The 13141-nt window shown below is 56.9% G+C and carries 9 protein-coding genes; 4 read left to right on the top strand and 5 right to left on the bottom strand.

The annotated features are described in order from the left end of the window. Window positions 1–24 precede the first annotated feature (24 nt). The 3 genes from L1D43_RS18285 to L1D43_RS18275 all read left to right on the top strand — a co-directional run bounded on the left by L1D43_RS18285 (window position 25) and on the right by L1D43_RS18275 (window position 3634). Window positions 25–930 carry a helix-turn-helix transcriptional regulator gene (locus L1D43_RS18285; protein WP_239853887.1) on the top strand — a complete coding sequence of 302 codons (906 nt, stop codon included), beginning with the start codon at window positions 25–27 and terminating at the stop codon, window positions 928–930. A gap of 87 nt (window positions 931–1017) precedes the next feature. Then, on the top strand, window positions 1018–2907 hold the full coding sequence (locus tag L1D43_RS18280) for a DUF294 nucleotidyltransferase-like domain-containing protein (protein WP_239853886.1): 1890 nt from the start codon (window positions 1018–1020) through the stop codon (window positions 2905–2907). 7 nt (window positions 2908–2914) lie between these two features. Beyond that, window positions 2915–3634 carry a 3'-5' exonuclease gene (locus tag L1D43_RS18275; protein ID WP_239853885.1) on the top strand — a complete coding sequence of 240 codons (720 nt, stop codon included), beginning with the start codon at window positions 2915–2917 and terminating at the stop codon, window positions 3632–3634. A gap of 47 nt (window positions 3635–3681) precedes the next feature. Here the strand turns inward: L1D43_RS18275 and L1D43_RS18270 are convergent, their stop codons facing one another. Continuing rightward, window positions 3682–5253: a BCCT family transporter gene (locus L1D43_RS18270; protein WP_239853884.1), complete on the bottom strand. Its 1572-nt coding sequence runs from the start codon at window positions 5251–5253 to the stop codon at window positions 3682–3684. Window positions 5254–5631: 378 nt separating this feature from the next. On the opposite strand from L1D43_RS18270, the gene folM reads away from it, so the two are divergent. After that, window positions 5632–6339, top strand: a complete 708-nt coding sequence (gene folM, locus L1D43_RS18265; protein WP_239853883.1) for a dihydromonapterin reductase — start codon at window positions 5632–5634, stop codon at window positions 6337–6339. Between the two features lie 242 nt (window positions 6340–6581). Here folM and moeB read toward each other — a convergent pair whose 3' ends face one another. From moeB to L1D43_RS18245, 4 genes are all read right to left on the bottom strand, one after another. Further along, the gene (gene moeB, locus L1D43_RS18260) at window positions 6582–7349 is read right to left on the bottom strand and encodes a molybdopterin-synthase adenylyltransferase MoeB (RefSeq protein ID WP_239853882.1); all 768 of its coding nucleotides are present in this window, start codon (window positions 7347–7349) and stop codon (window positions 6582–6584) included. An 11-nt stretch (window positions 7350–7360) separates the two neighbouring features. Further along, on the bottom strand, window positions 7361–8608 hold the full coding sequence (gene moeA, locus L1D43_RS18255; RefSeq protein WP_239853881.1) for a molybdopterin molybdotransferase MoeA: 1248 nt from the start codon (window positions 8606–8608) through the stop codon (window positions 7361–7363). 181 nt (window positions 8609–8789) lie between these two features. Continuing rightward, a complete protein-coding gene (locus tag L1D43_RS18250; protein WP_239853880.1) occupies window positions 8790–9860 on the bottom strand; it encodes an efflux RND transporter periplasmic adaptor subunit in 1071 nt (356 codons plus the stop codon). Further along, window positions 9857–12967, bottom strand: coding sequence for an efflux RND transporter permease subunit (locus L1D43_RS18245; RefSeq protein WP_239853879.1), 3111 nt, complete (start codon window positions 12965–12967; stop codon window positions 9857–9859). Before L1D43_RS18245 ends, L1D43_RS18250 begins: the two co-directional genes overlap by 4 nt. Window positions 12968–13141: the final 174 nt, after the last annotated feature.

Genomic DNA, 13141 nt, shown 5'->3' with positions numbered 1-13141 from the left:
CGGCAAAGGTTTAAAGGACTATCCATGACTGAACCCAGCGAACTCGTCTACATGAGCGCCAAGCAGGTCGCCGAGTATCTCGACCTGAACGAGAAGAAGGTCTACTCCATGGCCAACGACCGCATATTGCCCGCCACCAAGGTGACGGGTAAGTGGCTGTTTCCCAAGATACTGATCGATCGTTGGGTCATGGACTCCTGCCACAGTGGCATGTTATCGGATCGCATGCATATCACGGGCAGCGACGATCCCCTGCTCTCCATGCTGGTGGCCCGTCTCATGTCTAAGATAGGCAAGAGCGATCTTATCAGCTACAGCTCCACAGGCTCTCGCATGGGGCTGGACCTCTTGTCTCGCGGCTATGCAGACGTCTGCACCCTGCATTGGGGGAATGTGGAAGAGCGTAACATTCGCCACCCTGCCCTGTTAAAGGGCTACCCTAACCACCAGCAGTGGGTGATGGTACACGGCTATACCCGTCAGCAGGGGCTGATGATGCGCAGCGAGATGCACCACAGATGTCAGGAGGAGGATAAGGTGATAAGTCTGCCCTGGCGCTGGGTGGGACGCCAGTCGGGTGCCGGTAGCCAGCAGCATCTGGAACACTGGCTGATCAAACAAGGGGCCAGCATAGAGCAGCTCAATCCCCAGATCACCGCCTACAGCGAGCGAGAGCTGGCAGGCTTCATCGCCCGCAACGAGGCCGACATAGGCTTCGGCTGCCAGTCTGTGGCGCTGGAGAGCGGCCTGAGCTTCGTGCCCCTTGTGACCGAATCTTTCGACTTCGTGATGCCCCAGGGGATCTACTTCAGACGTCAGCTTCAGGCGCTGTTCGAGATGCTGGGCAGCCCCCAGACCCGACAGCTCGCCGCGCAACTCGGTGGCTATGATCTCAGCCAGTGTGGTCAGATGCTTTGGACGGCCCATTAGCCCGAAATCTTTTGGCTTCATCGCCTTACAAAGCCTGTGCTATGGGGTAGTATGTAGGGTATTAGCAAAACATCTACAGGCAAGCCGATGGAAGCAGAGTTAAACGAGATCCAAAACTTCTTAGTCCAGTATCCCCCGTTTAACACCCTGCCCGAAGAGGTGATCAGCATGGTCAGTCGCCATGTGGAGATCGCCTACTATCGCCAAGACACCCCCATCATCCACTTCGGCGATCATATCCATGACCTCTACATGGTGCGCAGCGGCGTGGTGGAGGTCTATCGACGCAAGGGCGAACTCTATAACCGCCTGGACAGCGGCGATCTCTTCGGCCAGATGGGCCTGCTGACCAACAACAAGGTGCGTTTCCCCGTCAAGGCGATAGAAGATACCCTGGTCTATTGCATTCCCGAGGCGATCTTCCAGGAACTCTATGAGCAGCACGATACCTTTGCCGACTTCGTCGAGGTGGAAGACAGCGCCCGCCTGCGCCAGACGGTATCTAACTCCAGCGATCAAAATGACCTGACCACCTCTAAGGTGAAGACCCTGCTGACCCGGGATGCCCCGGTGATCCATAAAGATGAGAGCATCCAGCAGGCGGCCATCCGAATGGCCCAGGAGAATGTCTCCTCCCTGCTGGTGATCGATCCGGACGTCTTGGACGATGAGGAATCCGATGTCTCGCCCCTGCTGGGGATCATCACGGACAGGGATCTCTGCACCCGAGTCGTCGCCGAAGGCATAGACCCGGCCACCGAACTGGCCAGCGTGGTGAGCGCAGAGGTGATCACCCTAGATCACAACGCCTATGTCTACGAGGCCATGCTCACCATGCTGCGCTACAACGTGCACCACCTGCCGGTATGCAAGGGACGCAAGCCCATAGGCATCATAGAAGCCACGGATATCGTCAGATACGAGTCACAGAACTCGCTCCTCTTGGTCAGCAGCATCTTCCAGCAGCAGAGCCTGGAAGATCTGGCAACGCTTTCTGCCCAGGTTAAAGATAGCTTCGTGCGTCTGGTCAACGAGGATGCTAACTCCCACATGGTGGGCAGCGCCATGTCGGTGATCGGCCGTAGCTTCAAGCAACGCATACTCGAAATGGCGGAAGAGAAACTCGGGCCGCCGCCCATCCCCTACTGCTTTCTCGCCCTCGGCTCCATGGGCCGCGACGAGCAGCTGATCGTCACCGACCAGGACAATGCCATCATACTCGACGACAGCTTCGACAAGGGCAAACACGACAACTACTTCAGCCAGCTGGCCCAGTTTGTCTGCGACGCCCTGGATCGCTGCGGCTACAGCTACTGCACCGGCGATATCATGGCCACCAACCCCATGTGGCGCATGACCCGCAAGGAGTGGGAAGCCTGTTTCGCCGACTGGATTGACGACCCCAATCCCAAGGCCCTGCTTAACGCCTCCATCTTCTTCGATCTCGACGGCGTCTATGGCCGCCTCAAGTGGGCCGAGCAGCTCAACGGTTTCATCGTACGCCGGGCACGGAAGAACAACCGCTTCCTGGCCTGCCTGGCCCGCAACGCCCTCAATCGCACCCCACCACTGGGCTTCTTCAAAGACTTCGTGATGGAGAAAGATGGCCGCCATAACAACTCCATCAACCTCAAGCGACGCGGCACGGCGCCGCTGGCGGATCTGATCCGAGTACACGCCCTGGCGGTCGGCTCACGCTCTCGTAACTCCTTCGAGCGCTTGGACGACATCATAGACGCCAATATTCTTCCCAAGGGCCGTGCTCAGGATCTGCGCGACGCCATGGAGTTCATCTCCATGGTCCGTATCCGCCATCAGGCTTTTGATGTCGAGCAAGGCATAGATCCCGACAACAACATAGAGCCGGAAAATCTATCCGACTTCGAGCGGCGTAACCTCAAGGATGCGTTTCAGATCTTGAGTAATGCCCAGAACTTCCTCAAGTTCCGCTACAACGCCAGCAATCAGTTTAAGTGAGGCCAAGATGCTGAAGAAGCTACTCTCACCGCCTAGCATCGACTGGCCCGGTAAGTTCGAACAGAGACTCAAGACCACTGAGCATGAAGGCTTACGCCAGTACTACATGGGAGGCCTGCCCGATCCCGACACCCCGCTGGCGGAGATAGAGTTTCTGGCCATGGATTTCGAGACCACGGGCCTGAATGTCGACAAGGATGATATCGTCAGCATAGGCACAGTGCCCTTTAATCTGCGGCGCATCTTTCTCAACCGCGCCAAACACTGGACGGTAAGACCCAGAGAACAGCTGGCCGAGGAGTCGGTGATTATCCACGGCATCACCCACAGCGACATCCTGGACGCACCGGATTTTTCCGCCATCTTCGAACAGGTACTGCAGCAGATGACGGGTAAGATCATGGTGGTGCACTATCAAGAGATAGAGCGACGCTTCCTGGAACGGGCGCTGATCAACCGTATTCGGCAGGGGATAGAATTTCCCGTGATAGATACCATGGCGCTGGAAACCGACATACAGAATCGCCAGCATGGCGGCCTGCTCAATCGTCTCAAGGGCGACAAACCGGGCTCGGTAAGGCTGGGGCAAAGCCGCTCGAGATACGGCCTGCCCAGCTATCCGCCCCACAACGCCCTGACCGACGCCATCGCCACCGCAGAGCTGCTGCAGGCACAGGTCGCTCATCACTTCGACCCCAGCCGTCCTATCAAGGATTTTTGGCAATAAAAAAGGCGGCCAGGCCGCCTCTTTTGTCTGCTTTAACCGACTCAGCTTTAGAAGCGCTCGGTACGCATCCCCTTGAGCAGGCTGACACACATCAGCAACAGAATTACGGTAAAAGGTAGCGCGGTAGAGATAGCTCCGGCCTGCAAGGCCTGAATCGCCCCAGTGCCGCCAATCCACAGCAGTGCCATGGCAATCGCACCTTCCAGTAGCGCCCAGAACACACGTTGCGGTACGGGCGCGTCTATCTTGCCGCCGGCAGTAATGCTGTCGATCACCAGAGAGCCGGAATCCGACGAGGTGATGAAGAACACCAATACCAGCACCACGGCGATGATGGATAACAGAGTGCCGAAGGGTAATACATCGAACATCTGAAACATGGCCAGCGGCACGTCGGTCAGGCCTTTCTCACCCAGCTCGCCCACCTTATTGACCACTTGATCGATCGCCATGCCGCCAAATACCGACATCCAAATAAGGGTCACAGCCGTAGGTACCAGCAGCACTGCGGTAATGAACTCACGCACTGTACGGCCCTTAGAGACCCTGGCGATAAACATGCCCACGAAAGGCGACCAGGAGATCCACCACGCCCAATAGAATACCGTCCAACCCTGGAACCAGGCCTCATCGGTACGGCCGTGAGGATTACTCAGGGGAATGATGTTCTCCACATAGGCCATCAGGGTGGTGGGAATGGTGCCCAGACTCACGGCATAGCCGATCATGGCCACCAAGATAAGCAACAGGAAGGCGACGATCATATTGATATTACTGATCACCTTAACGCCACCGTCGATGCCGCGCACCACAGAGACCACGGCAAGCAGGGTCACACCGACAATCACTATCATCTGCAGCCCAAGGCCGGCATCTATGCCAAACACGTGGTGGATACCACTGGCGGCCTGCTGCGCCCCGAGTCCTAGCGAAGTTGCCAGGCCAAACAGGGTGGCCAACACGGCGAGGATATCGACTATGTGACCCGCCCAGCCCCAGGCTCTGTCACCCAGCAGGGGATAGAAGATGGAGCGGATAGAGAGAGGCATACCCTTGTTGTAAGCGAAAAAAGCCAGCGAAAGGGCGACCACACCATAGATGGCCCAGGGGTGCAGACCCCAGTGGAACATGGTGGCACCTAAGGCCAACTTGGCCGCCTCGGGTGTGTTCGGCTCAACGCCGAGCGGCGTCTCATACCAGCCGGTGAAGTAGGCCACCGGCTCGGCCACACTCCAAAACATCAGGCCTATCCCCATACCTGCCGCAAATAGCATGGACAACCAGGAGAGGAAGGAGTAGTCCGCCGTGGCCTCGTTGCCACCTAGGCGTATCTTGCCATACGGCGACAGGATCAGGCCGAGGCAGAAGATCACAAAAATATTGCCCGACCAGATAAACAACCAGTCGAACGCGCCAATAATCTTCCACTTGATACCGTCGAGCACAGACTTAGCCGTCTCGGGATCGGTCAGTAGGGTCGCCAGCAAGAAGGCAGCGATCAACCCGGCACTCACCCCAAATACGGGGTTGTGTACATCAAACCCCCACTTCTGCACATTGTCCTGACCAACCGTATAGTCGGTGCTTTCAATGCTGTATTTATCAATACCTTTCGTCATCGATTCTCTCCGTTAAAACCTCAAAGAATCGCCACCAGGCCATCATTTAGATTCGATTAAAATGATTTGAACTCATAGCAATATAATAAAAATATTCGCCCCCATTGTAACAGCCATAGCGGTGTTATTCCAAATTGAAGCCAAAGTTTGGCCATATATATCTATTTTTCCGGATAAAAACTGTATTTAGCGGCATATCGACAACCGGCGATATAATTCGAACACAAACAATAAAAGATTTATTGGAGGAGAATAAACTTATAACCATCCAGATAAAAAAGCCCCAAGACAAGGGCGGTTGGCCCGAAAGCACTTGAACCCGGCGAGTCGCCGCGGCTACTATCGATGCCAACATCGGCAATTCCAGAGAGCATCAGGATGCAAAAAACCATACTCATCACTGGCGTAGGCAAACGCATCGGCCTCTATCTGGCCAAGGCCTTTCTTGCCCGCGGACACAGGGTGCTCGGCACCTTTCGCACTCACTACCCCAGCATAGACGCCCTCGCCGAACTGGGCGCCGACCTCTATCAATGTGACTTTACCGATCAGGCACAGCTCGACGAACTGATCCAGACGCTGAAGCTGCGTTACCAAGGCCTGGATGCACTGATCCACAACGCCTCGCTCTGGCTGAGTGACGACGATCCTGCGGGTGTCGATGGGGTCATCAGCCAAATGATGCAGGTACATGTCTATGCCCCCTACCAACTCAACCTCGCCCTGGCGCCGCTACTGCAAAACCGAGAGGCCATGACAGACATCATCCATCTCACCGACTATGTGGCTCAGAAGGGCAGCAAGAAGCATATCGCCTACGCCGCCAGCAAGGCTGCGCTGGAAAATATGACCCTCTCCTTCGCCGCCAAGCTGGCGCCACAGGTCAAGGTCAATGCCATCGCCCCGGCGCTGATCTGTTTCAATGAAGATGACGATGAAGACTATCGTGACAAGGCCAGGGCCAAGTCTGTGTTGGCAAGAGAGGGTGGCGAAGCCGAGGTGCTACAGGCGATCGACTACCTGATGCAGAGCCAATATGTGACGGGGCGCTCCCTGGCGCTGGATGGCGGCAGACACCTGAAGTAATACCAATCGTAATAAACAATTGAGCATTCTAGCTTGTTAAAACGCTCGATAACTGTATTAGTATTTTTAATTGTAGAATAACTACTTATCTAAAAATCCTGCTTTGTTCTCAAGCGTTTTTCCTGCGCTACTTCTGATCACATGTTTACTGTGATTGGTATAATACTCAGATAACGGCAAAATCGACCGGACATAAAAAAGCGAGGCCAGGCCTCGCTTCTCACTTCACCATAAGTAAACACTCACACACCGCATACCTGGCAGCCAAACTGCTTAGGGAGTTTCATCTCGCGAAACTCCATGGTCATGGCATCTATCATCAGGATGCGGCCGCTAAGTGTCTTCCCCATCTTGGCCAGCACCTTGATCGCCTCCACCGCCTGCATGCAACCTATCATACCCACCACGGGCGCCAGAATGCCCGACTCGACACAGGTCAACTGTTGATCACCAAACAACTTGCTATAGCAGTGATAACATGGGCTCTGCTCGCCATAGTCGAACACCGTGACCGTCCCCTCCATACGTATGGCGGCGGCCGATACCAGTGGTACCTTGTGCCGGAAACAGGCCTGATTAAGCTGTTCACGCACCACTATGTTGTCGGTGCAGTCCATCACCAGCTGATGCTCTGCCACCAGCGCCAGGATCTGCTCGTCATCGAGCACGGCGTTGATCGTCTCCACCTTTAGATGCGGATTAAGCTGCATCAGCGATGCCTTAGCCGACTCCACCTTGGGCTGGCCGATATTGGCATCATGATGCAGTACCTGGCGCTGCAGGTTCGACAGCTCCACGGTATCGAAATCCACCAGCGTCAGCTGACCCACACCCGCGACGGCAAGATACTGGGTGGCGGCGCAGCCTAAACCACCGGCACCTATCACCAACACCTTGGCCTGCTTGAGTCGCTCCTGGCCGTCGAAATCCATCGCCTTGATAGAGATATGGCGGCTATAGCGCAGAATCTCAGCGTCAGAGAGGATCTCCTCTTGCATATTCGGCTCCATCTACCCTACCCCTAGAGTGCCAGCACTGAGTTGAAGGGCTCCACGGTCACCAGGCTACCGTCCGGCGTATCCCCCTGATCCTGAGACAGGATGATAAAGCAGTTGGCCAGGCTCATGGAGGTCAGCATGCCAGAGCCCTGACCACCGGTGACGCTCACCTCGGCCTCACCCTGGGCGTTTTGACTCAGCACACCACGTTGATATTCGACGCGGCCGGGGAACTTACGCAGGTTACCCTTGAGCTTGGCCTGCAATTGCAGTGGCTTCACCTGAGGCAGCCCCTGCATCTTATTTAACAGCGGCCACACCAGCTTGTAGAAGGTCACCATGGAGGAGACAGGATTACCCGGCAGACCACAGAAGACAGCCTCGCCGATGCGCCCGAAGGCGAACGGCTTACCCGGCTTGATGGCCAGCTTCCAGAAGGTGATCTCCCCCTCCTCGTCGAGGATCTGCTTGGTAAAGTCGGCATCACCCACGGAGACACCGCCCGAGGTGAGCACCATGTCGGCACTGGCCGCGGCATTACGGAACGCGGCGCGGATCGCCTCCGGATCATCCTCAATCACCCCGAGGTCTATCCATTCCACGTTGGCGCGGCTCAATAGCCCCTGAATGCTATAACGGTTAGAGTCATAGATCTGACCCGGTGCCAGCTCACTGCCCACGGGACGGAGCTCGTCACCGGTAGAGAAGAAGGCGACCTTCACCAGACGGGTCACCCGCACCTGGCTGGCGCCTATGGTGGCCAGCACGCCCATCTCTGCAGCACCAATCTGAGTCCCTGCCGACAACACCTTACCGCCAGTTTTCACCTCTTCGCCGCGACGACGCACGTTGGCGCCAAGGGCCTTGGGCGCCTCGATCACTATGCTATCGCCGTCTGCCTCGACCTTCTCCTGCATCTGTACCGTGTCGTAACCCGGCGGCACAGGCGCGCCCGTCATGATACGCACACAGGTATTGGCGCTGGCCTCGCCCTCGAAGGGATGACCGGCAAAGGATTGACCGATAAGCGTGAAACGATTTCCCTGGGCCAGATCCTCGAAACGGAAGGCATAGCCGTCCATCGCCGAGTTATCGAATGGCGGCAGGTCTATGCTAGACGCCAGATCCTCGGCCAGCACACGTCCCAGCGCATGGGGAAGCTGCACCATTTCCGATTCTTCCAATGGACGAACTTGTTCCAAAAGCTTGATGATGGCTTCATCGGGATGCATTAGGCTGGGTTTTGCACAGGGATCGGCTTGCATAGACATAGAGTACCTTAGCGTTAACTGTAGGATATGAGTAAAAGCGAATATTGCCGCTCATTATGCCATGCTGAGATCAGAAGACTATGATCTCGACGGCAGTTTTTGGCCGCAATCTGCCGAGATTCAACCAAAAAGCCGACACAGGTGGGACCTATGTCGGCTCGACTATCTCCAAAGATATAGATTAACCGGCGCTCAGCACCGGGGCGTCACCCTGCACTTTTACCTGTTGACCATCTTGCAGCGTCTCGGCGCCGCGGATCACCACCTGATCCCTGTCGCTTAGCTCGCCTTTGACGGCGATCCACTCCCCTTCACCGTCACCCAGCTCCACGGCCACCTTCACCGCCTTGTTGCTCTCATCTATCTTGAACACGAAGGCACCGGCGGAGCGCAGCACCACGGCATCGCGAGGCACTAAGGTGGTCAATTGTTTGGGAGCGATCGGCAGGGCAAGAGACACCAGCTCGCCAACGTTGAGCATATCCTGGCGCTCCAGCGGCAGGTCGATGCGGGCCTCGAAGGTCTGCGAGCGCACGTCGGACACAGGGATCAGGCTGCGGATCTTAGCGGAGAACTCTCCCAGGCCGTGGTAGACCCTAAGCTCATCCCCCACCTTCACCCGGCGGCTGTGCTTGAGCGGTGCATGCAAGCGGATCTCCAGGTTGTCCGGGTCTGTGATGGCGACGATAGACTCGGCGCGGCTGATATCCTCGCCCGCCTGACGCTGACGCGCCGTGATGATCCCTGCAAAGGGCGCCTTCACCTGGGTGCGGGCGATATCATCGAGGATCATCTTGAGCTTGATCTGCGCCAGCTTGAGGTTGGCCGCCGCCAGATCACGGTCCGAGCGCGCCTTGTCTAACTCGGTTTCCGAGGCATTCTTGTTAACGATCAGCTGCTGCAGCCGCTTCAGCTCGCGGTTAAGCCGCGATAGTCCCACGGTTTCATACTCTATCTGGGCCTCCTGCTGAGCCTTCTGTAATTCTAGGCGCGTCTTCTCGATACGGGCCACAACCTCGCCCGCCTTCACCTGAGTACCCGCCTCGATCACCCACTCTAGCTTGCCCTCGATACCCGAGGTCAGCTCGGCATAGTTACGGGAATGGACAGAGCCTATCACCATGATCTTGGGCGACAGGGCGCGGTTCTCAACCTGAACCACCTGCACCAGACGCTCAGGCGCCTCGCCCTGAGCCCAGCTCATGGGGCCGAAAAGAGAGAGCGCCAGCACGCCGACAATTAAGGATCTCATGACTTCACTCCTGTGGTGGATGCGAGGGCTGGCTCATCGGCCACCCGATCTGTAACTGGACTCAGCCTATGGGCCAGACGCAACAGGCTGGGCATTAAAATAAGGGTAAACAAGGCACTAAAGGTCATGCCGCCGACGATAACCGCCGCCAGGCCACGATAGATCTCGCTACCTACCCCCGGCACCAACATCAGCGGCAGCATGCCGAAGATGGAGGTCAGGGTACTCATGTACACGGGGCGGGCACGGGTCGCCACGGCCTGGGCGATGGCCAGATCGATATCCGGGTTGTCCCTATAACTCTGGCGAGTCTGATCCACCAGCAAGATGGCGTTATTGACCACCAGCCCCAGCAAGATGATGAAACCTATCATGGTCAGCAGATCCAGACTCTGGAAGCTAAACAGGTTAAGCAGGCGCAGGCTCACCACGCCACCGCAGATCGCCAGCGGCATGGAGAGCAAGACCAGCAGGCTATCCTTGGCAGACTTAAACATGGCCGCCATCAGCAGGAAGAGGATCACCACGGCCAGGGCAAAGTTGGCTCCCATGTCTTTGATGGTGCTGTCGAGCTTGTCGGCACTACCACGATACATGAGGGAGCTGTTCTCCGGCAGGCTGGCTCTCAGGGTCGGTACCGCCGATTCGTTGAGCTTCTCCAGCGCCTCATCCAAGGACATATCCGCCGGCGGGAAGATCAACAGGCTGACGCTACGCTTGCCGTTAACCCGCTGCAGCTGAGTCGGTCCAACAGTGCGCTTGAGGGTCGCCAGTTCGCCTATGGTCTGTATGCCCGCCGCCTGGGTATAGACGGGGGTCGCCGACAGCTGTTCGGGCACCTGCCACTTGGGCCCCTTGAGCAGCACATCCATGCGCTCGTTACCGTCGAAATACTCGCCCACAAACAAGCCAGAGGTATAGGCACGAATGGCATTGGCTATCTGTATCCTGTCGACACCGGCCTGGGCCAGGCGGCGCTCGTTAGGGATCAGCTGCAGCTCGGGTTGTGCCATGGAGAGCCCAGGGATCGGCCTGACAACCGCGCCAGGCAGCGCCTCCTGAATGAGCCCCATCCCCTTGCCTGCCGTCTCCATCAGGGCCTCCATGTCGGCCCCCTGAAGGTCGATATTAATCGCCCGGCCGCCATTAAAGCCAAACTGCAGCAGGGAGCCACGGTTGGTGAAGGCCTGGGTATCGGGCAGGCCCACCAAGATCTCCTTGTTGAGCAGATCTATCATGGTATCGGCCTGAGACGGGTCTTCGGGATAGATGAAGAGCACGTTGAAGGCGCTGTACATGGAGAAGTTATACCCCTTGATATAAGGCTGCTTCTCCTTGTCATAGTAAGGCTTGAGGCGCTCGATGATCACATCGCCCACCTCCTTCTCCAGCGTCTTCACATTGGCGCCCGGCGGCAACGCAAAAAAGGCAAATATGCCGTCGGAGCGCGCCTGGGGCAGAAAGTCGGGCCTAGGCATCAGGGCAAACGTCAACAAGGCGGCCCCTATGATCAGGGTGACACACCAGAAGCTGGCGCGTTTCAAGTCGCCGGTGAGGCGCTGGACAGTAGTCGATATCCACTGCCACAGGCGACCTTTTTGCTGCCCATCTTCCTGTGAGGAGAGTTTGAGCCACAACAGGCTAAATACTGGGATCAGGGTGATGGCACTGATAAAAGAAGAGACCACGGCCACCGACAGGGTAAGCGCCAGGTCTGAAAACAGCTGCCCCTCCACCCCAGGCATAAACAGGATCGGCAAGAAGATGGCCACTGTCGTCGCGGTCGAGGCCAGCAGGGCGCCCTTCACCTGATCTGTGCCCCGGGCGATGGCCTCGCGAACAGGTGCCCCCTGCTGCAAGATACGCACTATGTTTTCCTGCACTATGATGGCCGCATCCAACACCAGCCCCACGGCGAAGGCAAGGCCTGCTAGAGAGATCACGTTCAGAGTACGCCCCATCATCTCGAGGAAGAAGAAGGCGATCAACAACGCGACGGGGATGGTCGAGGCGATCATCAGGGTCGCCCGGAAGCTACGCAGGAAGGCATAGAGGATCACTAGGGCGAGTACCACACCTATCGCCAGGTTACCCTTCACCAGCCAGATGGCCCGCTTGATATGTACAGAGGCATCGAAGGAGAGATCCAGCACCAACCCCGCCTCCTTGAGCGGGCCCTGGTTGAGCTCGGCAATCGCCTCGTTAACGCCGTCCAGCACCTTCACCGTATTGGCATCGAAGGTGCCTTCTATCGTCATATAGTAGGCAGGATAACCATTACGCTTGGTAAAACCCTGCACTTCTGCGGTAGAAACGGCCACATCCGCCAGCTCGTTGAGGTAGATGGGGCGCCCCTCGTTATAGGTGACGATGAGATTGCCTAGGTTTTCCGGCGTGTACTGACCAATGAAGCGCACCGTATATTGGCGACGCCCCACATTGGCGGTACCGCCCGAGATATCCGCCGCCCGCGAGAGGGTGCTGCGCAGTTGATCTAAGGTGATCCCCAACGCTGCGGCGCGGTAGGGGTCGAACTCGATATGCAGCTCTTTCGGCAGGCGGCTTTGCAGTTGCACCGAGCCTACGCCTGAGATCAGCCTCAGCCTAGGCTCCACCACATCGTCGATCAGCTTCTGATACTGGGCAAAGTCGGTGGCCGGATTGTCCGGCGCCATGCGGATCAGCAGAGAGGCCAGATTCGGCGCACCGTTGCCCCCGCCGACATTGATGAAGGGCTCGTTGGCGTCCAGCGGCCGCGGCGGCGTCTGGTTGAGGGCGTTGATCACATTGATCATCCCCGCCTGCATGTCGCTACCCACCTCGAAGGTGAGTGTGATGCCGCCAAAGCCCTGAGAGATGTTGGAGGTCATTTCGACAACTCCCGGCACCTGGCGTAACACATTCTCTTGAGGCTCTATGATGTTGGATTCCATCTCCTGTGGCGCCGCCGAGCGCCAGTTGTTGAAGACAGAGATTTGCGGCCGCTGAATGTCGGGCAACAGCTGAATCGGCAACTTGCCTATGGCTAACACGCCGAATATCGCGATCAGCAGCAGCGCCACTAAGGTGCCGGCAGGATTACTAGTGCTTAATTTGGTGAGGTTCATCGGTTGTCCCACCCCTGGCGCTAAGGCTCGGCCGGGGTCATGAGATTAAATTCTTGACCCTAAAGCCTAGAGACAAAGTGTTAATAAATCCGCATGATTTGGTTAGCAAATGTAACAATTGAACGAAGAGCCACTTAATTAAGCCATTAACGATAATTATTTGCATTTAAAAAC

The sequence above is a fragment of the Shewanella sp. Isolate8 genome (assembly GCF_022398495.1).
Classification (GTDB): domain Bacteria; phylum Pseudomonadota; class Gammaproteobacteria; order Enterobacterales; family Shewanellaceae; genus Shewanella; species Shewanella aquimarina.
This window is presented reverse-complemented; position numbering and strand designations above follow the sequence as displayed.